The organism is Streptomyces sp. NPDC007945 (assembly GCF_042958885.1).
GTDB lineage: Bacteria > Actinomycetota > Actinomycetes > Streptomycetales > Streptomycetaceae > Streptomyces.
Genome location: NZ_JBIBJV010000006.1, coordinates 66,821 through 89,857 on the forward strand (window position 1 = coordinate 66,821; position 23,037 = coordinate 89,857).

Below are 23,037 nucleotides of genomic sequence, written 5' to 3' on the forward strand. Positions count from 1 at the left end.
CGGACCGGTGCGGCGGGCCCCGGCTGCGTACATTGCGGATATGACGCGAACGGACCGGCAGCGCTGGCTGCTCCCCTCCCACCTGGTCCAACCGGGCCGGACCGGGGGCGCCCGGCCGCGCCGTACCGTCCGCGACTGGGTCGTGGACCTCCTGGTCTTCCTGCTCGCCGTCCTCTTCGGGCTCGTCGCCCTCGACGCCGGCGCCCGCTACGACAGCGACCCCGTCCATCTGGCGGACCAGATCGTCGGCGCCCTCGCCTGCTGCTCGCTGTGGCTGCGCCGCCGGTGGCCGGTGGCGCTCGCCGCCGCCCTCGCGGTCGTCGGCGCCCTCGTCCCGGCCGCCGCCGGGGCCATGCTCGCGAGCCTCTTCAGCGTCGCCGTCCGCCGCCCCTTCCGGGACCTCGCCTGGATCGTCGCCCTCGCCCTCGCCGGTGCCGTCGCCACCGTCTTCGTCCGGCCCGACCCCGAGACCGGCCGGCTCCTCGGGATCGTCCTCGGCGTCGCCCTCACCCTCCTCGCCGTCGCCTGGGGCATGCTCGTACGGGCCCGCCGCCAGCTCGTCGAGGCACTGCGCGAGCGTGCCGAGCGCGCCGAGTCCGAGGCCGAGCTGCGGGCCGCGCAGGCCCAGCGGCTCGCCCGCGAGGCCATCGCCCGCGAGATGCACGACGTCCTCGCCCACCGGCTCACCCTGCTCAGCGTCCACGCCGGCGCCCTGGAGTTCCGCCCCGACGCCCCGCCCGAGCAGATCGCCCGCGCCGCCGGCGTCATCCGCGACAGCGCCCACGACGCCCTCCAGGACCTGCGCGAGATCATCGGCGTCCTGCGCGCCCCCGGCGAGGACGGCGGCGGCGACCGGCCGCAGCCCACCCTCGCCACCCTCGGCGAGCTCGTCGACGAGTCCCGCGCGGCCGGGACGCGCGTCGTCCTCGACTCCACCGTCCGCGACCCCGGCGCCGTGCCCGCCGCCACCGGCCGCACCGTCTACCGCATCGTCCAGGAAGGCCTCACCAACGCCCGCAAGCACGCCCCCGGCACCGAGGTCACCGTCACCCTGACCGGCCGGCCCGGCGACGGGCTCACCGTCGAGGTCCGCAACCCCGCCCCCGCCGGAACCGTCCCGCACGTCCCCGGCTCGGGGCAGGGCCTCATCGGCCTCTCCGAGCGGGCAGCCCTCGCCGGCGGCCGCTGCGACCACGGCCCCGACCCCGGCGGCGGCTTCGTCCTCACGGCCTGGCTACCGTGGCCCCCATGACCATCCGGCTGCTGGTCGTCGACGACGACCCCCTGGTCCGCGCGGGCCTCACCCTGATGCTCGGCGGCGCCCGGGGCATCGAGATCGTCGGAGAGGGCTCCGACGGCGGCGAGGTCCCCGGCCTCGTCGCCCGGCTCGCCCCCGACGTCGTCCTCATGGACATCCGCATGCCGCACGTCGACGGCCTCACCGCCACCGAACGGCTCCGCGCCCGCCCCGGCGCCCCCGAGGTGATCGTCCTGACCACCTTTCACGCCGACGAACAGGTGCTGCGCGCCCTGCGGGCCGGCGCCGCCGGCTTCGTCCTCAAGGACACCGCGCCCGCCGAGATCGCCGGCGCCGTCCTCCGGGTCGCCGCCGGCGACCCCGTCCTCTCCCCGGCCGTCACCCGCCAGCTCATGCGCCACGTCGCCGGCGCGCCCGAGGCCCGTCCCCGGCGCGAGACCGCCGCCGCGCGGCTCGCCGGGCTCGCCGACCGCGAGCGGGAGGTCGCCGTCGCCGTGGGACGCGGCGCCTCCAACGCGGAGATCGCCGACCGGCTGTACATGAGCGTCCCCACGGTGAAGACGTACGTCTCCCGGCTGCTCGCCAAGCTCGGCCTCAACAACCGTGTGCAGATCGCCCTGTTGGTCCACGACGCCGGTCTCCTCGATCACGACCCGCCGGAGGGTACCGGCGAGTAGGGTGGCGAGGGTGACCGACCACGCCACCCTCGCCATGGCCCGGGGCATCCTGCGGGCCCAGCCCTTCAGCCGCCTCGTCGGCGCCGACGTCCGCGCCTTCGGCGACGGCGGCGCCACCCTGGAACTGCCGATCCGCGAGGACCTGCGCCAGCAGAACGGCTACGTCCACGGCGGAGTCCTCTCCTACGCCGCCGACAACGCGATCACCTTCGCCGCCGGCACCGTCCTCGGCCCGTCCGTCCTCACCGCCGGCTACTCCATCGACTACGTCCGCCCCGCCACCGGCGTCACCCTCCGCGCCCGCGCCGAGGTCCTCCACTCGGGCCGCCGCCAGGCCGTCGTCCGCTGCGAACTCCTCGCCGTCGACGAGGAGGGCGACGAGACCCTCTGCGCCCTCGCCCAGGGCACCGTCCGCACGGTCGGCTGAGTCCTCAGCCCTCAGCCCTCCACCGCCACCGGGCGGCGCTCCCGCCGGGACAGCTCGCATGCCTCCGCGACCCGCAGCGCGGCCAGCGCCTCCCGCCCGTCGCACGGGTTCGGGGCCTCGCCGCGCACCAGGCGCACGAAGGCGTCCAGCTCCGCCTCGTAAGCCGGGCCGAAGCGCTCCAGGAAGCCGGGCCACGGCTTGGGCGGGGGCGCCGGGGAGTGGGGTTCGAGCGAAGTGAGCGGGGTGCGCTCGTCGAGTCCGACCGCCAGCTGGTCGAGGTCGCCCGCCAGCTCCATCCGCACGTCGTACCCGGCGCCGTTGCAGCGGGTCGCCGTCGCCGTCACCAGGGTGTCGTCGTCCAGGGTCAGCAGCGCGGCGGCCGTGTCCACGTCCCCGGCCTCGCGGAACACGGCGGGGCCCGCGTCCGCGCCGCGCGCGTACACCTCCACGACCTCCCGGCCGGTCACCCAGCGGACCATGTCGATGTCGTGGATCATGCAGTCCCGGAAGAGGCCGCCGGAGAGCGGCAGATACGCGGCCGGCGGCGGCTCCGGATCCGAGCTGACCGTCCGCACCGTGTGCAGCCGCCCGAGGAGCCCCGCGCGGACGGCCGCCCGCGCCGCCCGGTAGCCCGCGTCGAAGCGGCGCATGAAGCCGAGCTGGAGCTCCGTGCCGGCCTCCGCGACGGCCCCGAGCGCGGCCAGCGTGCCCGGCACGTCCAGGGCGATCGGCTTCTCGCAGAAGACCGGTAGCCCGGCCCGCGCGGCCCGGACGATCAGCTCCGCGTGCGCGGCCGTCGCCGAGGCGATCACCACCGCGTCCACGCCGGCGCCGAGCAGCGCCGCCGCGTCGGGCGCGGCCTCGGCGCCCAGGGCCGCGGCCACCGCCCGGGCCCGTGGCGCCTCGACGTCGGTGACCACCAGCGAGCCGACCTCCGGATGCCGGGCGAGCGCCCCCGCGTGGAAGCTCCCGATCCGGCCCGTACCGATCAGTCCGATGCGCATGGCCCCACCGTGAGCCGCCCCGCCGGGCGGTGTCAAGGCGGTCCCGCCGCTGGTCCGTACGTAGGCCGCGCCGGAGCGGGGTAGGCCCCCTGGCGAGCCGCGGCACCCGCATGACCGATACTGCAATGCACGCAGAAGGACACAAAGGAGGGCACGGCCTCGTGACCAGGCTTCGGACAGGAGGGGTACGCGCCGCCATCGGCGCCGTGCTCGCACTCGCGCTCACGGGAGCGCTCGCCGGGTGCAGCAGCACGGGCGGCAAGCGGGCGGAGGACGCCCGCAAGGCGGCCGCGGCCCAGGGCCGGGCGGCCGTGGACACCCCCCGCTGGACCTTCGCGATGGTGACCCACTCGGGCGACGGGGACACCTTCTGGGACATTGTCCAGAACGGCGCCGAGCAGGCCGCCGCCAAGGACAACATCAACTTCCTGTACGCCCACGACGCCGAGGCGCAGCAGCAGGCGCAGCTGATCGACTCGTACGTCGCCAAGGGCGTCGACGGGCTGATCGTCTCCCTCGCCAAGCCCGACGCCATGAAGGCCTCCGTGGAGAAGGCCGTCAAGGCCGGCATCCCGGTGATCACCGTGAACTCCGGCGCCGAGCAGTCCAAGGCCTTCGGCGCCCTCGCGCACATCGGCCAGGACGAGACCGTCGCCGGCCAGGCCGTCGGCGAGGAGCTGAACAGGCGCGGGCGGAAGAAGGCCCTCTGCGTCCTGCACGAACAGGGCAACGTCGGCCACGAGCAGCGCTGCGCCGGCACGAAGGAGACCTTCGACGGCGAGCTGGTCAGCCTCTACGTCGACGGCACCAACATGCCCGACGTGAAGGCGTCCGTCGAGGCCAAGCTCCAGTCCGACAAGGACGTCGACGCCGTCGTCACCCTCGGCGCCCCGTTCGCCGACGCCGCCGTCCAGGCCGCGAAGAGCGCCGGCAGCGAGGCCGAGATCGACACCTTCGACCTCAACGCCAAGGTCGCCGCCGCCCTGGAGGCCGGCACCCTCGGCTTCGCCGTCGACCAGCAGCCCTACCTCCAGGGCTACGAGGCCGTCGACCTGCTCTGGCTGTACCGCTACAACGCCGACGTCCTCGGCGGCGGCAAGCCCGTCCTCACCGGCCCGCAGATCATCACCCAGGACCAGGCCGGCGAACTGAAGAAGTACGCGGAGCGGGGGACCCGATGAGCGCCACCGCGCCCCCCTCCGCGCCGGGCGACGGCCTCGACCACGTCGACGAACGCCTGCTGCGCACCACCCCGCTGAAGAAGCTGCTCGCCCGCCCCGAGCTGGGCTCGGTCGTCGGCGCGATCGCCGTCTTCGTCTTCTTCGCGGTCGCCGCCGACGGCTTCCTCCGCCCCTCCAGCCTCGGCACCGTCCTGTACGCGGCCTCCACCCTCGGCATCATGGCCGTGCCGGTCGCCCTGCTGATGATCGGCGGCGAGTTCGACCTCTCCGCCGGCGTCCTGGTCACCAGCTCCGCGCTGGTCTCCTCGATGTTCAGCTACCAGATGACCGCGAACGTCTGGGTCGGCGTCGGCGTCTCGCTGCTCGTCACCCTGGCCGTCGGCGCCTTCAACGGCTTCATGCTGACCCGCACGAAACTTCCCAGCTTCATCATCACGCTCGGCACGTTCCTCATGCTGACCGGCCTGAACCTGGGCCTCACCAAACTGATCACCGGCACTGTCTCCACCAAGTCGATCGCCGACATGGAGGGCTTCCCCTCCGCCCACGCCGTCTTCGCCTCGACCCTCACGGTCGGGAGCGTGGAGCTGAAGGTCACCATCCTGTGGTGGCTCGCCCTGGTCGCGCTCGCCACCTGGATCCTGCTGCGCACCCGCTTCGGCAACTGGATCTTCGCGGTCGGCGGCGGCGCCGACGCGGCCCGCGCGGTCGGCGTCCCGGTCCACCGGACCAGGATCGGCCTCTATCTCGGTGTCGCCCTCAGCGCCTGGATCGCCGGCCAGCACCTGCTCTTCTCCTTCGACGTCGTCCAGTCCGGCGAAGGCGTCGGTAACGAGCTGATCTACATCATCGCGGCCGTCATCGGCGGCTGCCTGATCACCGGCGGCTACGGCTCGGCCATCGGCTCCGCCGTCGGCGCCCTCATCTTCGGCATGACCAGCAAGGGCATCGTCTACGCCGAGTGGAACCCCGACTGGTTCAAGTTCTTCCTGGGCGCGATGCTGCTCCTCGCGACCCTCCTGAACGCCTGGATCCGCAAGCGCGTGGAGGCCACCAAGTGACGGCACCGACGACGACCCCGCTGGTGGAGCTCGACGAGGTCTCCAAGTACTACGGCAACATCCGCGCCCTCGAAGGGGTCTCCCTTGAGGTCCGGGCCGGCGAGATCACCTGCGTCCTCGGCGACAACGGCGCCGGGAAGTCCACCCTCATCAAGATCGTTGCCGGACTGCACCGGCACGACGCCGGCACCTTCCGCGTCGAGGGCGAGGAGGTCACCCTCGCCAACCCGCGCGACGCCCTCGACCGGGGCATCGCCACCGTCTACCAGGACCTCGCCGTCGTCCCGCTGATGCCCGTCTGGCGGAACTTCTTCCTCGGCTCCGAGCCCACGAAGGGCAAGGGCCCCTTCAAACGGCTCGACGTCGAACGGATGCGGACCACCACCCGCGAGGCGCTGCTCCGCATGGGCATCGACCTGCGCGACGTCGACCAGCCGATCGGCACCCTCTCCGGCGGCGAGCGCCAGTGCGTGGCCATCGCCCGCGCGGTCCACTTCGGCGCCAAGGTCCTCGTCCTCGACGAGCCGACCGCCGCCCTCGGCGTGAAGCAGTCCGGCGTCGTCCTCAAGTACGTCGCCGCCGCCCGCGACCAGGGCCTCGGCGTGGTCCTCATCACCCACAATCCCCACCACGCCTACCTCGTCGGCGACCGCTTCGTGCTGCTCAAGCGCGGCCTGATGGCCGCGAGCCACACCAAGGACTCGGTGACGCTCGACGAGTTGACCCGCCAGATGGCGGGCGGCAGCGAGCTCGACGACCTCCGCCACGAGCTGGAGCGGCCCGCGGGACCGTGACCCGCCCCGGCCTTTCGTCACACGGACCCGACCTCCCTCCTGGCAGAATCGACCCGATGAGTACCTACCGTGATCCCGCCGCCCGGGGCGGTGTCCTGCGGACCGTGGGGTCCCGCGAGCGGCGCTCCCACCTGTCGGCGCCCCGGGTGCCGACGGTGGGCATCGACATCGGCGGGACCAAGGTGATGGCGGGCGTCGTCGACGCCGACGGCACCATCCTGGAGAAGATCCGCACCGAGACGCCCGACAAGTCCAAGAGCCCCAAGGTCGTCGAGGACACCATCGTCGAGCTGGTCCTGGACCTCTCCGACCGGCACGACGTGCACGCCGTCGGCATCGGCGCGGCCGGCTGGGTCGACGCCGACCGGGCCCGCGTCCTCTTCGCCCCCCACCTGGCCTGGCGCAACGAACCGCTCAGGGACGCCCTCCAGGACCGGCTCGCCGTCCCCGTCATGGTCGACAACGACGCCAACACCGCCGCCTGGGCCGAATGGCGCTTCGGCGCCGGCCGCGGCGAGGACCACCTCGTCATGATCACCCTCGGTACGGGGATCGGCGGCGCCATCCTGGAGGACGGCAAGGTCAAGCGGGGCAAGTTCGGCGTCGCCGGCGAGTTCGGGCACATGCAGGTCGTGCCCGGCGGCCACCGCTGCCCCTGCGGCAACCGCGGCTGCTGGGAGCAGTACAGCTCCGGCAACGCCCTGGTCCGCGAGGCCCGCGAGCTGGCCGCCGCGGACTCCCCGGTGGCGTACAACATCATCGACCGGGTCAAGGGCAGCGTCCCCGACATCACCGGCCCCCTCATCACCGAGCTCGCCCGCGAGGGCGACGCCATGTGCGTCGAGCTGTTCCAGGACATCGGGCAGTGGCTCGGCGTCGGCATCGCCAACCTCGCCGCCGCCCTCGACCCCTCGTGCTTCGTCGTCGGCGGCGGCGTCTCCGCCGCCGACGACCTGCTCATCGGCCCCGCCCGGGAGGCCTTCCGCCGCCACCTCACCGGCCGCGGCTACCGCCCCGAGGCCCGGATCACCCGCGCCCAGCTCGGCCCCGAGGCCGGCATGGTCGGCGCCGCCGACCTCGCCCGGCTCGTCGCCCGCCGCTTCCGCCGCGCCAACCGGCGCCGGGTGGAGCGCTACGAGCGGTACGAGCGGTACGCGCAGGCCTTCCGGGCCGGCACCCACGGGCGCACCCCGCGCACCCCCGAGGACCCCGGCTCATGACCGTCCACCAGCAGCCCGGGAGCCCGCCCGAGGAGCGGCTCCCCGAGCAGCGCCGCGACCGGCCGCGGCTGCCGGAGGAGCGGGGCCGGATGCTGCGCCGCCGCTGGCTGACGGCGGTCACCATCGTGCTGCTCGTCGGCATCCCCGCCGGCTATCTGGTGATCTCCGCCGGGCAGAGCCGGGAGAGCGGCATCGACAAGGAGCGCGAGTCCTCCGTCGTCGGCCTCCAGGACAACTGGCCCTCGCTGATGAAGCGCCGGGTCTTCGAGGTCCCCGTACCGGCCGGCGCCTCCGGCGTCGCCTACTACGAGACCAGCAACTGGAAGACCAGCCGGCTGTACGTGCAGTTCACCACCACGGCGACCGGCCTCGACACCTTCCTCGCCGAGTCCGGCACCGGCCGTTCCGCGCTGACCCCGGGCCGCGTCACCGTCTCCGACCGGGACGCCGACATCGTCGGCTGGGCGTTCCCCGACGGCCTGAGCTGGTCGGGCGCCACCGTCGACCGCGAGGACCCGCGCCCCTCCACCGACATCACCGTCGACCTCACCGACCCGGCGTTCCCCCGCGTCTTCGCCGTCTCCACCACCAGCCCCTGACCGGGCCCGCCCGGCGACCGGTCACAATGGACCCCATGAACAGCTCCCCCCGTCCCGCCGCCGAGGACGACTTCACGCAGCACGCCGGCAGCACCCCGGCGCTCCCCGCCGTCGACTCCTTCGACGCGCTGGGGCTGCCCTCCGCGGTACGGGAGCTGCTCACCGCACAGGGCGTCGTCACCCCCTTCCCGATCCAGGCCGCGACCCTGCCGAACGCCCTCGCCGGGCGCGACGTCCTCGGCCGCGGCCGGACCGGCTCCGGCAAGACCCTCGCCTTCGGGCTGCCGCTCCTGGTGCGGCTCGCCGGACGCCGGGCCGAGGCCCGCAAGCCCCGGGCCCTGGTCCTCGTGCCCACCCGGGAGCTGGCCCAGCAGGTCGCCGACGCGCTCGCCCCGTACGCGGCTGCGCTGGGGCTGCGCCTCGCCACCGTCGTCGGCGGCATGTCCATCGGCCGGCAGGCGACCGCGCTGCGCGACGGCGCGGAGGTCGTGATCGCCACCCCCGGCCGCCTCCTCGACCTGGCGGAGCGCAAGGACGCCCGGCTCGACCGGGTCGAGATCACCGTCCTCGACGAGGCCGACCAGATGGCCGACCTGGGCTTCACCGACCAGGTGACCGCCCTCCTCGACCTGGTGCGCGAAGGGGGCCAGCGGCTGCTGTTCTCCGCCACCCTCGACCGGAACGTCGACCTCCTCGTCGAGCGCTACCTGCACGACCCGGTCGTCCACTCCGCCGACCCGTCGGCCGCCGCCGTCACCACCATGGACCACCTGGTCCTCCAGGTGCACGGCCCCGACAAGTTCGCCACCGCCACCGAGATCGCCGCCCGCGACGGCCGCACGATCATGTTCCTCGCCACCAAGGCGTCCGTCGACCGCTTCACCGCCCACCTGCGCGGCAGCGGCGTCCGGGCCGCCGCCCTGCACGGCGACAAGTCGCAGCCGCTGCGCACCCGCACCCTGGAGCGCTTCCGCGCCGGCGAGGTGACCGTTCTCGTCGCCACCAACGTCGCCGCGCGCGGCATCCACGTCGACGAGATCGACCTCGTCGTGAACGTCGACCCGCCCGCCGACCACAAGGACTACCTCCACCGCGGCGGCCGCACGGCCCGCGCCGGCGGCTCCGGCACCGTCGTCACCCTCGTCCTGCCCGACCAGCGCAAGGACGTCCTGCGCCTCATGGCGGACGCCGGACTGCGGCCCCGGGTCACCCAGGTCCGCTCCGGCGAGGCCGAGCTCAGCCGCCTCACCGGCGCCAAGGCCCCCTCCGGCGTCCCCGTCGCGGGCAGCGCCCCGAGCACCGAGGGCCCCAAGCGGGGAGGCGCGCAGTTCCGCGGCATGGGCACCGTCCCCGGCAAGCCCGGCCGCGCCAAGAACGAGTCCCGCCGCTCGGCGGAGGAGCGGAAGCTGGCCGAGGCCCGCAAGGCCGCCCGGGTCCGCCGCGGCCGCTGACCCTCCCGGCCCTGCCGGCGGCCCCGCACCCCTCCGAGGAGGACGGGTGCGGGGCCGTCGTGGCTCGCGGACCGTGAGCCGAGCCCTACTCGGGCATGAGGACGGTGTCGATGATGTAGACGTTGGCGTTGGCGGTCTTCACGTTGCCGCAGACCACCTTGGCGCTGTCGTCGACCTTGTAGGACTCGCCGGACCCGGTGGTGGTGATCGTGCCCTTCTGGAGGGTCTCGAAGCTGCCGTTCTCCAGCTGCTCGGGCGTGAGCCTCTGGCCGACGACGTGGTAGGTCAGGACCTTCGTGAGCATGTCCTTGTCGGCGAGGACCTTGTCGAGGTCGGCCTTCGGAATTTTGGCGAAGGCGTCGTTCGTCGGGGCGAAGACGGTGATGTCCTCGGCGTTGTTGAGGGTGTCGACCAGGCCGGCCTTCGTGACCGCCGTGACGAGGGTCGACAGGGCGGGGTTGTTCGAGGCGGCGGTGGCGACCGGGTCCTCGGCCATGCCGTCGAAGGAGCCCGCGCCCTCCTTCGGCACGCCGGCGCAGGCCGGGCCGAAGGGCTGGTCGTCGGTCATCGGCTTCTGGGAGGGGGTGCTCGTCCCCGCCCTCGCCTCGTCTCCGGCGGCCGCGGTGGGGGCGGCCTCGGTCTCGCTGCCGGAGTCGGAGCACGCGGCCAGGGAGAAGGGCAGCGCGGCGGCTGCGACGACGGCGATCGCGGTACGGCGGATCCTCATGCTGTTCATAGTCGGTCGCTCCTTGCTGGTTCTTCAGTGGTGTCGAGGTGGTCGGTGGTGCTGCCCGGCGCGGCCCTCGCGGCCGGCCGGGTGGTTCAGGGGACGGTGACGAAGACGCTGTGCCGGCCGCTCGCGCCGTCGGGGACGGTGCGGGTGCGCTGCTCGGTCTGGACCCGGCCGGTGCCGTCGGTGGCGCGGACGGTGAGGTCGTGTCCGCCGGGGGTGGCGTTCCAGCGGTAGGACCACTGGCGCCAGGTGTCGACGCCCGCCCGGGCGGCGAGGTCGGCGTCCCGCCAGGGCCCGTCGTCCACGCGGATCTGCACGCGGGTGATGCCGCGTCGCTGGGCCCAGGCGACGCCCGCGACGGTCACGGTGCCGGCGGCGGGGCGGGCGAAGGGGCGGGGGGTGTCGATGCGGACCTGGGTCTTGACGGGCGCGCGGCGGGCCCACCCCCGCTTGACCCAGTAGGGGTCGTAGGCGTCGAACGTGGTGAGTTCGATGTCTTCGATCCACTTGCAGGCCGAGACGTAGCCGTAGAGGCCGGGGACGAGCATGCGGACGGGGAAGCCGTGGTCGAAGGGGAGCGGTTCGCCGTTCATGCCGACCGCCAGCATGGCGTCGCGGCCGTCCATCAGGTCCTCGACGGGGGAACCGAGCGTCATGCCGTCCACGGAACGGGCCACCAGCTGATCCGCCCGGCCGCCCTTCGACGGCGGCCTGACGCCGGCTTCCTCCAGGAGGTCGGCGAGGGGCACCCCGAGCCAGCGGGCGTTGCCGACGTAGGGCCCGCCGACCTCGTTGGAGACACAGGTCAGGGTGATGTCGCGCTCGACGAGCGGACGGGCGAGGAGCTGGCTGAGGGTATAGGTGCGGGAGCGGGCCACGCCCGCGCCGTGGATGCGCAGCCGCCAGGTGTCGGCGTCGACCCGGGGCACGGTCAGAGCGGTGTCGACGCGGTAGAAGTCGCGGTTGGGGGTGGTGAAGGCCGTGATGCCGGGGACCTTCAGCCGGGCTCCGGCCGGGACGGCGGGCGCCGGGGAGGCGGGCTCGGGAAGCACCAGGCCTTCCCGGGAGGCGACGGCGCCCCGGCCCTGCCGCCCGGTGAAGTACCGGCCCAGCGCGCCGGCCGAGCTCGCGGCGACCGCGGTCACACCGGCGGCGGTGAGGAAGCTCCGCCTGCTCCACGCGCCGGGGCCTGCCCGGCCGTCCGCACCCGCCGGGGCGGGGACGGAGGCGGCCGCGGCCGCCAGGACGTACAGGGCCAGGGCTCCCGCGATGGCGCCGACGATCGAGGGCAGTGCGTCACCGGCGCCGGAGGAGTCGGGGCGGCTGAGAGCCGCGGCGGCGCCGACGACCCCGAACAGCAGCACCCCCGCGGCACCGGCGCGCCGATGGGACACGGCCAGGAGGCCGAGGCCGACGGCGGCGACGGCGAGGATCGTGAGGATCCCCAGCCGGAGAACGACCTTGTCGTCCTCTCCGAACGTACGGATCGCGAAGTCCTTCACCGCGGCAGGCGTCCGGTCGATCACCGCTCCGCCCACCGCGGTCACCGGCCCGGCCGACGGCCGCACCGGTCCGGCCACCAGCTCGGCCACGGCCAATGCCGTGTACGCGGCCAGGAGTCCGGCCAGTGCGCCGAGTGCGGCGCGGACGAGTCTGCTGCGGAAGCTGCTCACATGGTGCATTCGGCAACCCCCGCCCGGCGGATTGGCCCGACCCCCGAAAGAGCGGAATCCCTCGTCGGCCCGCCTTCCGCGAGGGCCGCGGAGCGGCGGCGCGGCCAGGGCCACCGGCGGGCGGAGCGGCACCCGTGGCGGGGCGGCACCGGCGCCGGGGGACCGTCGGGCCATCCCACGGCCCGGCCGCCGCGCCCGCGTTGCCTCGAACGGGTCGATCAGGGACGGCGAGGGAGACGAAGCGCCACCCATCCACGGCCCCGTCCGCTACGAAGAACGGGCAATACACCCCCAGGATTCGGGGACCGGGTCGCCCCAGGGCGGCCCGACCGGATCGAACGACGACAAAGGACCGGCATGCGATGCACGCCCCGCCCCCCGACGGCTGGCCCGGGCCGCCCCGTCGCCCTCTCACCACGACCGGGGCGGCACAGGTGAACCAGCCGCTTCCCTTCGGCACCGGCCGCGAAGGTCGCTCCGCCCCCGGTGACCTCGGCGAGATCATGGGCAAAGTGGCGCGGGGCGACAAGCAGGCCTTCTCCGACCTCTACGAGGCCCTGGCCCCCCTGGTCTTCGGCATCGTGCTCAAGGTGGTGCGCGACCGGGCGCAGTCCGAGGAGGTGGCCCAGGAGGTCATGATCGACCTGTGGCGGCAGGCGGCGCGCTACCGGCCCGAGGCCGGCACGGTCACGGCGTGGGCGGCGACGATCGCGCACCGGCGGGCCGTGGACCGGGTCCGTTCGGCCCAGGCCGCTGCCGACCGCGAGCAGGCCCAGGCCGCCCGCGAGCACACCACCGCTTTCGACGAGGTCGCCGAACAGGTCGAGACCCGCCTGGAATCCGAACAGGTACGCCGCTGTCTGCGCGGCCTGACCGAACTGCAGCGCCAGGCGGTGACCCTGGCCTACTACCGGGGGCTGACCTACCGTGAAGTCGCCGAAGCCCTGCGCGCGCCGCTTCCCACCATCAAGACACGCATGCGCGACGGGCTCATCCGGCTCCGCGACTGCATGGGGGTGACCACATGAAACACCACGCCACCGACGCCCACACCCTCGCCGCCGCCTACGCCCTGGGCGCACTCGACGACGCCGAACGCAGGGACTTCGACGCCCACATCGAGACGTGCGAGGCATGCCGCCTGGAAGCCGCCGAGTTCCAGGCGACCACGGCACGCCTGGCGGCCGCCGTCGCCCAGCCGCCGCCTCCGGGCGCCAAGGCACGGGTCATGGCAGCCATCGACGGCGTGCGTCAACTGCCCCCGCGCGTTCCCCCCACAGGTGCGACGCCCTTGCTCGGCGGCATCCTGCGCCGCCGTGCCCCTGCCCTGGCGCTGGCCGCCAGTGTGGCAGCGGCCGCACTGGGCGGCGTCGCCGTGTGGCAGACGCAGAACGGACAGGAACTGGAACAGCGGGCCCGTCAGGCCCAGCGGCAACTCGACGCGATCAGTGGCGTCCTGGCGGCCCCGGACGCCCGGACCGTGCACGGAAAGGCCGTCAACGGAGCCCTGACCACCGTCGTCTCCTCCGACCAGCAGAACCGGGCCGTCTTCACCGCCGCCGACCTGCCGGCGCCCGGCGCCGGGAAGACGTACCAACTGTGGCTCGACCACGACGGCACCATGCTCCCGGCCGGACTGATCGACCACGACGGCACCGTGCTCCTCATGGGCGACCCCGCCGACGCGGGCGCCGTCGGCCTCACCCTCGAACCCGACGGCGGTTCCGCCCAGCCCACCACCGACCCCCTGTTGCTGATGGCCCTGCCCACCTGACCGGGCGTTCCGCATCGCCCGCATCCCGCCCCATCCGATCGCCCGGCCGCTCCGAAGTACCGGTGAAACGCAGCAGCCGGGCGGCGTGTCGAGTGGCGGGAGAGGCCGTGATGGAAGACCGGAAAGCAGCGGTCATCGGAGCGGGGGTGGCGGGCCTGACCGCCGCCTACGTGCTGGCGTCCTCGTACGAGGTCACCCTGTACGAGGCCGACGGACGGCTCGGCGGTCACGCCCACACCCGAGAACTGGCCGTACCCGGCGGCCGGGCGGTGCCCGTGGACTCCGGCTTCATCGTCCACAACGAACGCACCTATCCGACCCTGCTGCGGCTCTTCGGCGAGCTGGGGGTCGACACGCAGGACGCCGAGATGAGCATGTCGGTGCGGTGCGACGGCTGCGGCCTGGAGTACGCGGGCGCCCGCGGCCCGGCCGCCCTGTTCGCCTCCCGGGCCGCCCTGCGCGGCCGCCACCTGCGGCTCCTGGCGGAGGTTCCGGTCTTTCACCGCCGCGCCCGCCGCCTGCTGGCCCGCGCCGCGCACTCGGGAGTCACGTTCGGGGACTTCCTGCGCGAGGGCGGGTTCTCCGCCTACTTCGTCAGCCACTTCGCCCTCCCCCTGGTCTCCGCGGTCTGGTCCTGCCCGGCACACACCGCCCTGTCCTACCCCGCCGCCTACCTCTTCGCCTTCCTCGACCACCACGGCCTGCTCTCCGTCACCGGCTCCCCTCGGTGGAAGACCGTCACCGGCGGCTCCGCCGCCTACGTCGAGGCCGCCGCCAAACGCGTCCAGCGCGTCCGGGTCTCCAGCCCCGTCCACACGGTCCGGCGCACCAGCCGAGGTGTGCTGATCACCACCGGCGACGGAACCACCGACGCCCACGACGCCGTCGTGATCGCCACCCACCCCGACCAGGCACTGCGCATGCTCGCCGACCCCACCACGGACGAGAGACGGCTCCTGGGTGCCTTCACCTCCTCCCGCAACCCCACCGTCCTGCACACCGACACCACCGTCCTGCCCCGGTCCCCGCGCGCCCGCGCCTGCTGGAACTACCGCATGACCGGCTGCGACCCCACGACCGAGCCGGTCCGCGTCAGCTACGACATGCGGCGGCTCCAGCGGCTGCCCGCCGGTGCCGACTACCTCGTCACCCTCGGCGGTGAGGACGGCATCGCCGCGGACCGGGTGGTGGAGCGGATGGTGTACGAGCACCCGGTGTACACCCCCGCCTCCGTCGCCGCCCAGCGGGAGCTGCCCCGACTCGACACGGCCACGACCGCGTACGCCGGGGCCTGGCGCGGCTGGGGCTTCCACGAGGACGGCTGCCGTTCCGGGGTGGAGGCCGCCCGCTCCCTGGGGGTGAACTGGTGACCGGGACCGACTCCGCCACCGCGCTCACGGCGGCGCGGACGCCGGCGCTGTACGAGTGCGTGATCACCCACGTCCGCCACACGCCCCTGCGCCACGTCCTGCGGCACCGCACCTATCTGTGGTGCGTGGAACCGGAGCGGTTGCCGGTGCTGCCCCGGGCGCTGCGTCCGCTGGCCCGCTTCGACGCCCGCGACCACTTCGCCGGCACCACCGGTTCCGTCCGTGCCGGACTCGACGCCTTCCTCGCCGCCCACGGCGTCGATCTGGAAGGCGGGCGGGTGGTGATGCTCGCGCACGCCCGCGTCCTCGGATTCGTCTTCAACCCGCTCAGCGTGTTCTGGTGCCACGACTCGACCGGCGCCCTGGTGTGCGTGGTCGCGGAGGTCCACAACACCTACGGGCAGCGCCACTGCTACCTGTTGCGGACCGACGAGGCCGGTGAGGCGGAGGCCGACAAGGAGTTCTACGTCTCGCCGTTCTTCGCCGTCGAGGGCCGCTACCGCATGCGGCTGCCGCTGCCGGGCGAGCGTCTCGGCCTGACCATCCGGCTGGAGCACGGCGGCGGCCGGGCGTTCACCGCGGTGGTCCGGGGCATCCGCCGCCCCGCGAGCGTGCCCGCCCTGCTGTCCGCGTCCGTGCGCAGGCCCTGGTCCACCGTCGCCGTCTGGGCCGGCATCCGCCGCCACGGCATCCACCTGCTGCTGCGCGGCCTGCCCGTCCACCCCCGTCCCCGTCCCACTCCGCAGAAAGGCATGCTGCCGTGACGCGCCCCGCCTCCACCCCGCAGGCCCGCCCCCGGCCCGCGGGCCGCACCGCCGCAATCCCTCTCCGGGCGATCCCGGGCGGCGGGACCGCGGCCACCGCTCCGACCGTCCGCCGTGCGGACGTCGACGCCGGCCGGTGGCCCGACGTCGCCCGGCTCCCCGCGGCCGGGTCCGCTCGTACCGCCCTCGCCCGACACCTGGTGGACCGCGCCCTGCACCGGCTGGACCTGACCGCGCCCACCGGAAGGACTGGCGCGGACGCGGCCGGCCCGCGGATGACCGTCCACGATCCCGACGCGTTCCACCGCCGCATCGGCCGGCACGGACTGATCGGCTTCGGCGAGTCCTACATGGCCGGGGAATGGGACAGCGACGACCTGGCCGGCGTCCTGACCGTCCTCGCCGCCCACACCGAGGAGCTGGTGCCCGCTCCGCTGCGCCGGCTCCGCGGCCTGTGGGTGTCGGGACGTCCCGTCGCCGACCGGAACACCCGTGCCGGTGCGCGCGACAACGTCCGGCGTCACTACGACCTGTCCAACGATCTGTTCTCCGCGTTCCTCGATCCCACCCTCACCTACTCCTCCGCGGTCTTCACCGGCTTCCCCGCGCGCCCCGAGTCCCTGGCCGCCGCCCAGCACCGCAAGATCGACCGGCTCCTCGACCTCGCCGCCGTCGGTGCGGGCACCCGGCTGCTGGAGATCGGCACCGGCTGGGGCGAACTCGCCCTGCGGGCCGCAGCCCGCGGCGCCCGGGTCACCACCCTGACCCTCTCCGCCGAACAGGCCGCCCTGGCCCGTGAGCGGATCGCGGCAGCCGGTCTCGCCGACCGGGTGGACGTGCAGCTGCGTGACTACCGCGACATCGAGGGCCGCTATGGCTCCGTGATCAGCGTGGAGATGATCGAAGCGGTCGGCGCCGAGTACTGGCCCGCCTACTTCTCGGCCCTGCGCGGCGCGCTCGCGCCCGGCGGCAGGATCGCCCTGCAGACCATCACCATGGGGCACCGGCAGATGCTCCACACCGCCGCCACCCACACCTTCATCAGCAAGTACGTCTTCCCCGGCGGCCTGATCCCCTCCCGGGAAGCCATCGCCGGGCACTCCGCCGCCGCCGGTCTGCGCACGGCCGCCGACCACGGCTTCGGCGAGCACTACGCCGAGACGCTGCGCCTGTGGCGGGAACGGTTCACCGCCCACCGTCCCGCCGTCACGGCGCTCGGCTTCGACCCGGTGTTCCAGCGCATGTGGGAGTTCTACCTCGCCTACTCGGAAGCGGGATTCCGCTCCCGCTACCTCGACGTCCGCCAGCTCCTCCTCACCGAAGGAACCCCCCGATGAAGTCCGCCGCCGACCTGCTCGCCCAACTCCTCGGCCACTTCCTGCCGGGGCCGCTCCCCGTGCGGGTGCGGGCCTGGGACGGCACCCTGACGGGCCCCGCCGACGCGCCGCTGGTGATCCTCCGCTCGCCCGACGCGCTGCGCCGCCTCGTGTGGCAGCCGGGCGAACTCGGCCTCGCGGAGGCCTACATCACCGGGGACCTGGACGTCGAGGGCGACCTGGCCTCCGCCCTCTCCCGGGCCGGCCGGAGCGTACGCGACCGGCGCCCGGCCCGCCCCAAACCGGCCGGCATGGCCGCGGCCACCGCTCTCGCGGTACGCCTCGGTGCCGTCGGCCCGCCCCCTAAGCGCCCCGACGGGCGGGCCCGCCTGACCGGCGCTCCGCACAGCGTCGCGCGGGACCGTGCGGGCATCAGCCACCACTACGACCTCTCCAACGACTTCTACGCGCTCCTCCTCGACGAGACCATGGCGTACTCCTGCGCCTACTGGACCCGGCCCGACGACCCGACCCACACCCTGGCCGACGCGCAGCGCGACAAACTCGACCTGATCTGCCGCAAGCTCGGCCTGAGCGCGGGAGAGCGGCTGCTCGACGTCGGCTGCGGCTGGGGATCCCTCACCCTCCACGCGGCACGCGAACACAAGGCACGCGTCACCGCCGTCACCCTCTCCCGCGCCCAGCACCGGCACGTCACCGAACGCGCCGCGCTCGAAGGGGTGTCCGATCTCGTGGACGTCCGGCTACGGCACTGGCGCGACGTCGACGGCGGCGGCTACGACGCGGTCGCGGCCGTCGAGATGGGCGAGCACGTCGGCGACACCGAGTACCCCGCCTTCGCCACCAAGCTGCACGACGCGCTGCGCCCCGAGGGCCGGCTCCTGATCCAGCAGATGTCGCGCGGTGCCCACGCGCCCGGCGGGGGCGCCTTCATCGAGACGTACATCGCCCCCGACATGCACATGCGGCCCGTGGGCCGCACCGTGGACCTGCTGGAGACGGCCGGTTTGGAGGCCCGCTCCGTCGAATCGCTCCGCGAGCACTACACGACCACCATCGATGCCTGGCGCTCCACCCTCGAACAGCGCTGGAGCGACATCGAGGCACTCGTCGGCACGACCACCGCCCGGGTCTGGCGGCTCTACCTGGCCGGGGCGTCACTCGCCTTCGCCGAGCGCCGCATGGGCGTCGACCAGATCCTCGCCGTGCGGGCCACCCGCGACGGGGCCTCCGGCATGCGGGCCACCCCCGCCGCCTGGTACTCCCGGGCGGTGCCGGCATGAGCGGCACCGCCTGGGGCGCCCTGGGCGTCAACACCGCCGTGGCCGCGGCGACGGCCGGGGCGGTGCTTCTCGCCACCTCCATCATCGGCGTACGACGCGGGCTGCACCGCGTCGTCGACATCGTCTGGGGCCTCGCGTTCGCCGCCGTCGCCGCCGTGACCTGGCTGCTGTCCGCCGGGCACGGCGACGACGGCCGTCGGCTGCTCGTCGCCGCGGCGACGAGCCTGTGGGGACTGCGGCTGTCGGTGCACATCGCACGGCGCTCCCGCGGACACGGCGAGGACCCCCGCTACACCGCCCTGCTCGACAAGGCCCCCGGCAACCGGACCCGGTACGCGCTGCGCACCGTCTACCTGGGCCAGGCGGCTCTCGTCTGGCTGATCTCCCTCCCCGTCCAGGCCGCCTCCTACAGCTCCGTGCCCCTGGACGCCCTGGCGTACGGCGGCCTCGCGGTGTGGGCGACCGGACTCGCCTTCGAGGCCGTCGGCGACCACCAGCTGGCCCGCTTCAAGGCGGACCCCGCCAACCGCGGACGGATCATGGACCGGGGACTGTGGGCCTGGACCCGGCACCCCAACTACTTCGGGGACAGCCTCGTCTGGTGGGGCCTGTACCTGCTCGCCTGCACCGCATGGCAGCCGGCCCTGGCCGTCCTCGTCTCCCCGGTCCTGATGACCCTGCTGCTCACCGTCGGCAGCGGCAAGCGCCTCCTGGAGAGGCACATGGCCCACCGTCCCGGTTACGCCGCGTACGCCGCCCGCACCAGCGGCTTCCTCCCCCTGCCACCCCGGAGGACTTCTCGCGGCACACCGGAGAGGACCGGATGAGCGAACCCGGGCGAAGGCGCGCCGTCCGTGCGCTCCACATCCCGAGCCGCGGCGGACGGGAGCGGCTCCTGCTCACGGGCTCCCCGGAATCGTCCGAAGCGTCGAACGTTAGGCTGCTCGTGGTGTTCCACCCGGCCAGGATCACCCATTCGGACCCGTCGCCAGAGGGGCTGTCGTGACAGATGTAGGTGTGAACCGGTGAGCGAGACCAAGATCGATACGCTGCAGTTCCGCGTCGACGGGCCCGAGGACGCGCCCGTCCTGGTCCTGGGCCCCTCGTTGGGCACCACCTTCCACATGTGGGACCGCCAGATCCCGGAGCTGATCCGGGACCGCCGGGTGGTCCGCTTCGACCTCCCCGGACACGGCGGCGCGCCCGCCCAGCCGTTCACCTCCGTCGCGGAGCTCGGCGACCGCCTCCTCGCCACCCTCGACGTCCTCGGCGTCCAGCGCTTCGGCTACGCCGGCTGCTCCCTCGGCGGCGCCGTCGGCCTCGACCTCGCCCTGCGCGCCCCGCACCGGGTCGCCTCGCTGGCCCTGGTCGCCACCGCGCCCCGCTTCGGCACCGCCGACGAGTTCCGCCAGCGCGGGGTCGTGGTCCGCACCAACGGCCTGGAGCCGATGGCGCGCACCGCGCCCGAGCAGTGGTTCACCCCGCACTTCGCCGCCAACCAGCCCGCGATCGTCGACTGGGCCGTGCAGATGGTGCGGACCACCGACGCCGCCTGCTACGTCGCCGCCTGCGAGGCCCTCGCCGTCTTCGACGTCCGGGCCGCCCTCGGCAGCATCGGGGTGCCGGCGCTCGTCCTCGTCGGCTCCGAGGACCGGGTCACCGGCCCCGCCGAGGCCCGCACCCTCGTCGCCGGCATCGCCGACGCCAAGCTCGCCGTCGTCCCGGGCGCCTCCCACCTCGCCCCCGTCGAACAGCCGGCCGCCGTCACCGACCTGCTCCTGGAGCACTTCGCGGCCATCTCCCACGACACCAGCGGCACCCTCGCCGTACCGCCGCCCGTCCCGGCCCCGGCGGTCCAGGCGGAGCCCGCGCCCGCCCCGGAGGCCGTCCAGGACGGCGTGGAGGCCCCGGCCGGCCGGCCCGACCCGTACGAGAAGGGGCTCGGGCTGCGCCGCGAGATCCTCGGCGACGCCCACGTCGACCGGGCGCTCGCCGACGAGGACGCCGCCGACTTCCAGGAGCTCGTCACCCGCTACGCCTGGGGCGAGGTCTGGGCCAGGGACGGCCTCGACCGGCGCACCCGCAGCGTCGTCACCCTGACGGCGCTCGTCGCGGGGGGTCACCGCGAGGCGCTCGCCGACCACACCCGCGCCGCCCTCCGCAACGGCCTCTCGCCCGCCGAGATCCGCGAGATCGTGCTCCACACCGCCGTCTACTGCGGCCTCCCCGCCGCCGAGACCGCCCTCGCCACCGTCGGCCGCGTCATCACCGAGGAGACCACGCCGCCGGTGTAGCCGGCACCCGAGCCGGGCCCGCACGCCCGGCGTAGGGTGTGGCCGTGAAGCTGACGAAGAAGTCCCACGCCTGCGTCCGGCTGGAGAAGGACGGGCGGACGCTCGTCCTCGACCCCGGGACGTTCACCGAGGAGGACGCCGTGCTCGGCGCGGACGCCCTCCTCGTCACCCACGAGCATCCGGACCACTTCGACGAGGGCCGGCTGCGCGCCGCGCTGGACGCGCACCCGGCCACCGAGCTCTGGACGCTGCGCAGCGTCGCCGAGCAGCTCGCCGCCGCCTACCCGGGCCGCGTCCACACCGTCGGCGACGGCGACGCCTTCACCGCCGCCGGCTTCGACGTCGAGGTCCACGGCGAGCTGCACGCCGTCATCCACCCCGACATCCCGCGCGTCACCAACGTGGGCTTCCTCGTCGACGGCGCCGTCTTCCACCCCGGCGACGCGCTCACCGTCCCCGGCCGCCCGGTGGACACCCTGCTGCTGCCGGTGATGGCACCGTGGAACAAGATCTCCGAGGTGATCGACTACGTCCGCGAGGTGAGGCCGCGCCGGGCGTACGACATCCACGACGCGCTCCTCACCGATCTGGCCCGGCCCATCTACGACCGGCAGATCGGCGCGCTCGGCGGCACGGACCACCAGCGGCTCGCCTCCGGCGCCTCCGTCGGGCTCTGAGCCGGGTCCGGGCCGTTGTCGGTGCCCGCCAGTAGGGTGGAGCCCATGCGCATCGCCACCTGGAACGTCAATTCGATCACCGCCCGGCTGCCCCGGCTGCTGGCCTGGCTGGAGAGCAGCGGCACCGACGTGCTGTGCATCCAGGAGACCAAGTGCACCGCCGAGCAGTTCCCCACCGAGGCGCTGCGGGAAGCGGGCTACGAAGCGGTGGTCAACGCCACCGGCAGGTGGAACGGCGTCGCCCTGCTCTCCCGGGTCGGCTTCGAGGACGTGGTCAGCGGCCTGCCCGGCGGCCCCGAGTACGACGGAGTGCAGGAGCCCCGTGCCGTCTCCGCCACCTGCGGCCCGGTCCGCGTCTGGTCGGTCTACGTGCCGAACGGCCGGGAGGTCTCCCACGAGCACTACGCGTACAAGCTGCGCTGGCTGGAGGCGCTGAAGGCGGCCGTCGCCGAGGACGCGGCCGGCGGGCGCCCCTTCGCCGTGCTCGGCGACTACAACATCGCCCCGACCGACGCCGACGTCTGGGACGTCTCCCTCTTCGAGGGCGCCACCCACGTCACCGGGCCCGAGCGCGCCGCCCTCGCCGGCCTGCGCGAGGCGGGCCTCGCCGACGTCGTCCCGCGCCCCCTCAAGTACGACCACCCGTACACGTACTGGGACTACCGCCAGCTCGCCTTCCCCAAGAACAACGGCATGCGCATCGACCTGGTGTACGGCAACAAGCCCTTCGTCGAGGCCGTGAAGGACAGCTACGTGGACCGCGAGGAGCGCAAGGGCAAGGGCGCCTCCGACCACGCGCCGGTCGTCGTCGACCTGGACCTCTGAGCCGGGCCGCCCGCCGGGGCGGTCCCGATGATCTCCGCGTGCCGGGTGGTGGTCCGGCAGGTGGCGGTGCGACGCTGTTGCGATGAACATCCCGTTTCTCGACCACTGGCGCAGACGGCACCGGCCCGAGCCGTCCCCGCTGGTCGCGGTGGACGACCGGGACCCCGAGGGCGTGGCGGAGCTGCTCGCCGAGTGCGAGCTGCTCCGCGCCCGGGTGGAGGCGGCGGGCGTCGAGCTCGACGACACCCCGCGCTCCCTCGCGGCGCTGGACCAGCTCCCGCCACGCTGGCGCGACGACCCCGAGGAGCTGCCGTGGTTCGGCAACGACGCGGGGCTCTACCTCGGCACCGTCATCGTCCGGACCGTGCCGGGGGCCCGCTGGCAGGTGTGGCCGAACGGCGGTCCGGTCGTCGTCCTGGAGTCCGGACGCGAGATCCCCGTCGTCGAGTACGGCGTGGAGTGGGCCATGACGGGCGCGCCCGAGCTCTCCCAGGTGTACGCCGAAGCGGCCGAGCAGTGACATAAATACGGCTAATCCCCGATCACCCCTTTCGTGCGTGTCGGGGTGTGAAGTCCCTTTCCCCGCCGGATAGTTTGCGCTGTCGCGACACACCGCACCGGCACACCGCCGAGGA

At 74.0% G+C, this 23,037-nt stretch carries 23 protein-coding genes; 20 read left to right on the forward strand and 3 right to left on the reverse strand.

The annotated features are described in order from the left end of the window. Nucleotides 1-40: 40 nt before the first annotated feature. From ACFZCF_RS19985 to ACFZCF_RS19995, 3 genes are read left to right on the forward strand one after another with little or no spacing between them, the layout of a single operon-like run. On the forward strand, nt 41-1,252 hold the full coding sequence (locus ACFZCF_RS19985) for a histidine kinase (protein ID WP_391287714.1): 1,212 nt from the start codon (nt 41-43) through the stop codon (nt 1,250-1,252). Beyond that, nucleotides 1,249-1,935, forward strand: a complete 687-nt coding sequence (locus ACFZCF_RS19990) for a response regulator (RefSeq protein ID WP_391287716.1) — start codon at nt 1,249-1,251, stop codon at nt 1,933-1,935. The genes ACFZCF_RS19985 and ACFZCF_RS19990 overlap by 4 nt, the downstream gene beginning before the upstream one ends. A gap of 34 nt (nt 1,936-1,969) precedes the next feature. Next, nucleotides 1,970-2,362 (forward strand): PaaI family thioesterase, encoded by a 393-nt coding sequence (locus tag ACFZCF_RS19995; RefSeq protein WP_388446294.1) that lies wholly within the window; start codon nt 1,970-1,972, stop codon nt 2,360-2,362. Between the two features lie 11 nt (nt 2,363-2,373). Here ACFZCF_RS19995 and ACFZCF_RS20000 read toward each other — a convergent pair whose 3' ends face one another. Further along, complete coding sequence (locus tag ACFZCF_RS20000) at nt 2,374-3,366, reverse strand: Gfo/Idh/MocA family oxidoreductase (RefSeq protein ID WP_391287718.1); 993 nt, start codon at nt 3,364-3,366, stop codon at nt 2,374-2,376. 161 nt (nt 3,367-3,527) lie between these two features. Here ACFZCF_RS20000 and ACFZCF_RS20005 point away from each other — a divergent pair, with 161 nt between their 5' ends. The 6 genes from ACFZCF_RS20005 to ACFZCF_RS20030 are packed head-to-tail and all read left to right on the forward strand — an operon-like array spanning nt 3,528 to nt 9,672. Beyond that, a complete protein-coding gene (locus ACFZCF_RS20005) occupies nt 3,528-4,547 on the forward strand; it encodes a sugar ABC transporter substrate-binding protein (protein ID WP_388445153.1) in 1,020 nt (339 codons plus the stop codon). Then, nucleotides 4,544-5,608, forward strand: coding sequence for an ABC transporter permease (locus tag ACFZCF_RS20010; protein WP_388445156.1), 1,065 nt, complete (start codon nt 4,544-4,546; stop codon nt 5,606-5,608). The genes ACFZCF_RS20005 and ACFZCF_RS20010 overlap by 4 nt, the downstream gene beginning before the upstream one ends. Continuing rightward, nucleotides 5,605-6,402 (forward strand): ATP-binding cassette domain-containing protein, encoded by a 798-nt coding sequence (locus tag ACFZCF_RS20015; protein WP_388445159.1) that lies wholly within the window; start codon nt 5,605-5,607, stop codon nt 6,400-6,402. The genes ACFZCF_RS20010 and ACFZCF_RS20015 overlap by 4 nt, the downstream gene beginning before the upstream one ends. A 56-nt stretch (nt 6,403-6,458) precedes the next feature. Beyond that, nucleotides 6,459-7,622, forward strand: a complete 1,164-nt coding sequence (locus ACFZCF_RS20020) for an ROK family glucokinase (RefSeq protein ID WP_388445162.1) — start codon at nt 6,459-6,461, stop codon at nt 7,620-7,622. Next, nucleotides 7,619-8,221: a hypothetical protein gene (locus ACFZCF_RS20025; protein WP_388445165.1), complete on the forward strand. Its 603-nt coding sequence runs from the start codon at nt 7,619-7,621 to the stop codon at nt 8,219-8,221. Before ACFZCF_RS20020 ends, ACFZCF_RS20025 begins: the two co-directional genes overlap by 4 nt. Before the next feature lie 35 nt (nt 8,222-8,256). Then, complete coding sequence (locus ACFZCF_RS20030; RefSeq protein WP_391287722.1) at nt 8,257-9,672, forward strand: DEAD/DEAH box helicase; 1,416 nt, start codon at nt 8,257-8,259, stop codon at nt 9,670-9,672. Nucleotides 9,673-9,757: 85 nt separating this feature from the next. Here ACFZCF_RS20030 and ACFZCF_RS20035 read toward each other — a convergent pair whose 3' ends face one another. Then, complete coding sequence (locus ACFZCF_RS20035) at nt 9,758-10,408, reverse strand: fasciclin domain-containing protein (RefSeq protein ID WP_391287724.1); 651 nt, start codon at nt 10,406-10,408, stop codon at nt 9,758-9,760. 86 nt (nt 10,409-10,494) lie between these two features. Next, on the reverse strand, nt 10,495-12,087 hold the full coding sequence (locus ACFZCF_RS20040; protein WP_391287726.1) for a molybdopterin-dependent oxidoreductase: 1,593 nt from the start codon (nt 12,085-12,087) through the stop codon (nt 10,495-10,497). Between the two features lie 425 nt (nt 12,088-12,512). On the opposite strand from ACFZCF_RS20040, the gene sigK reads away from it, so the two are divergent. The 11 genes from sigK (at nt 12,513) to ACFZCF_RS20095 (ending at nt 22,922) form a co-directional block, all read left to right on the forward strand. Then, on the forward strand, nt 12,513-13,106 hold the full coding sequence (sigK, locus tag ACFZCF_RS20045) for an ECF RNA polymerase sigma factor SigK (protein ID WP_388445177.1): 594 nt from the start codon (nt 12,513-12,515) through the stop codon (nt 13,104-13,106). Beyond that, nucleotides 13,103-13,852, forward strand: coding sequence for an anti-sigma factor domain-containing protein (locus ACFZCF_RS20050; protein WP_388445180.1), 750 nt, complete (start codon nt 13,103-13,105; stop codon nt 13,850-13,852). The genes sigK and ACFZCF_RS20050 overlap by 4 nt, the downstream gene beginning before the upstream one ends. 110 nt (nt 13,853-13,962) lie before the next feature. Continuing rightward, nucleotides 13,963-15,222 carry an NAD(P)/FAD-dependent oxidoreductase gene (locus ACFZCF_RS20055; RefSeq protein WP_388445183.1) on the forward strand — a complete coding sequence of 420 codons (1,260 nt, stop codon included), beginning with the start codon at nt 13,963-13,965 and terminating at the stop codon, nt 15,220-15,222. Then, nucleotides 15,216-15,986: a DUF1365 domain-containing protein gene (locus ACFZCF_RS20060; protein WP_388446297.1), complete on the forward strand. Its 771-nt coding sequence runs from the start codon at nt 15,216-15,218 to the stop codon at nt 15,984-15,986. Before ACFZCF_RS20055 ends, ACFZCF_RS20060 begins: the two co-directional genes overlap by 7 nt. Continuing rightward, entirely contained in the window at nt 15,983-17,323 is a 1,341-nt protein-coding gene (locus ACFZCF_RS20065) for a class I SAM-dependent methyltransferase (protein WP_388445185.1), read from the forward strand. The genes ACFZCF_RS20060 and ACFZCF_RS20065 overlap by 4 nt, the downstream gene beginning before the upstream one ends. Further along, nucleotides 17,320-18,606 carry a class I SAM-dependent methyltransferase gene (locus tag ACFZCF_RS20070; protein ID WP_388445187.1) on the forward strand — a complete coding sequence of 429 codons (1,287 nt, stop codon included), beginning with the start codon at nt 17,320-17,322 and terminating at the stop codon, nt 18,604-18,606. The genes ACFZCF_RS20065 and ACFZCF_RS20070 overlap by 4 nt, the downstream gene beginning before the upstream one ends. After that, nucleotides 18,603-19,433 (forward strand): DUF1295 domain-containing protein, encoded by an 831-nt coding sequence (locus tag ACFZCF_RS20075; RefSeq protein ID WP_391287730.1) that lies wholly within the window; start codon nt 18,603-18,605, stop codon nt 19,431-19,433. The genes ACFZCF_RS20070 and ACFZCF_RS20075 overlap by 4 nt, the downstream gene beginning before the upstream one ends. Nucleotides 19,434-19,631: 198 nt before the next feature. Then, nucleotides 19,632-20,900: an alpha/beta fold hydrolase gene (locus tag ACFZCF_RS20080; protein WP_391287731.1), complete on the forward strand. Its 1,269-nt coding sequence runs from the start codon at nt 19,632-19,634 to the stop codon at nt 20,898-20,900. A 44-nt stretch (nt 20,901-20,944) separates the two neighbouring features. Continuing rightward, nucleotides 20,945-21,577 carry an MBL fold metallo-hydrolase gene (locus ACFZCF_RS20085; protein WP_391287733.1) on the forward strand — a complete coding sequence of 211 codons (633 nt, stop codon included), beginning with the start codon at nt 20,945-20,947 and terminating at the stop codon, nt 21,575-21,577. Nucleotides 21,578-21,622: 45 nt separating this feature from the next. Further along, entirely contained in the window at nt 21,623-22,402 is a 780-nt protein-coding gene (locus tag ACFZCF_RS20090; RefSeq protein ID WP_388445198.1) for an exodeoxyribonuclease III, read from the forward strand. Nucleotides 22,403-22,484: 82 nt separating this feature from the next. Next, complete coding sequence (locus ACFZCF_RS20095; protein WP_388445201.1) at nt 22,485-22,922, forward strand: DUF6278 family protein; 438 nt, start codon at nt 22,485-22,487, stop codon at nt 22,920-22,922. The last annotated feature ends 115 nt before the right edge of the window (nt 22,923-23,037 follow it).

Bases quoted from the DNA above. Each gene is read 5' to 3' on its own strand.
- ACFZCF_RS20000 (WP_391287718.1), bottom strand. From the start codon at position 3,366: ATGCGCATCGGACTGATCGGTACGGGCCGGATCGGGAGCTTCCACGCG.
- ACFZCF_RS20075 (WP_391287730.1), top strand. From the start codon at position 18,603: ATGAGCGGCACCGCCTGGGGCGCCCTGGGCGTCAACACCGCCGTGGCC.
- ACFZCF_RS19990 (WP_391287716.1), top strand. From the start codon at position 1,249: ATGACCATCCGGCTGCTGGTCGTCGACGACGACCCCCTGGTCCGCGCG.
- ACFZCF_RS20050 (WP_388445180.1), top strand. From the start codon at position 13,103: ATGAAACACCACGCCACCGACGCCCACACCCTCGCCGCCGCCTACGCC.
- ACFZCF_RS20090 (WP_388445198.1), top strand. From the start codon at position 21,623: ATGCGCATCGCCACCTGGAACGTCAATTCGATCACCGCCCGGCTGCCC.
- ACFZCF_RS19995 (WP_388446294.1), top strand. From the start codon at position 1,970: ATGGCCCGGGGCATCCTGCGGGCCCAGCCCTTCAGCCGCCTCGTCGGC.
- ACFZCF_RS19985 (WP_391287714.1), top strand. From the start codon at position 41: ATGACGCGAACGGACCGGCAGCGCTGGCTGCTCCCCTCCCACCTGGTC.
- ACFZCF_RS20070 (WP_388445187.1), top strand. From the start codon at position 17,320: ATGAAGTCCGCCGCCGACCTGCTCGCCCAACTCCTCGGCCACTTCCTG.
- ACFZCF_RS20095 (WP_388445201.1), top strand. From the start codon at position 22,485: ATGAACATCCCGTTTCTCGACCACTGGCGCAGACGGCACCGGCCCGAG.
- ACFZCF_RS20030 (WP_391287722.1), top strand. From the start codon at position 8,257: ATGAACAGCTCCCCCCGTCCCGCCGCCGAGGACGACTTCACGCAGCAC.
- ACFZCF_RS20055 (WP_388445183.1), top strand. From the start codon at position 13,963: ATGGAAGACCGGAAAGCAGCGGTCATCGGAGCGGGGGTGGCGGGCCTG.
- ACFZCF_RS20025 (WP_388445165.1), top strand. From the start codon at position 7,619: ATGACCGTCCACCAGCAGCCCGGGAGCCCGCCCGAGGAGCGGCTCCCC.
- ACFZCF_RS20020 (WP_388445162.1), top strand. From the start codon at position 6,459: ATGAGTACCTACCGTGATCCCGCCGCCCGGGGCGGTGTCCTGCGGACC.
- ACFZCF_RS20010 (WP_388445156.1), top strand. From the start codon at position 4,544: ATGAGCGCCACCGCGCCCCCCTCCGCGCCGGGCGACGGCCTCGACCAC.
- ACFZCF_RS20040 (WP_391287726.1), bottom strand. From the start codon at position 12,087: ATGCACCATGTGAGCAGCTTCCGCAGCAGACTCGTCCGCGCCGCACTC.
- ACFZCF_RS20035 (WP_391287724.1), bottom strand. From the start codon at position 10,408: ATGAACAGCATGAGGATCCGCCGTACCGCGATCGCCGTCGTCGCAGCC.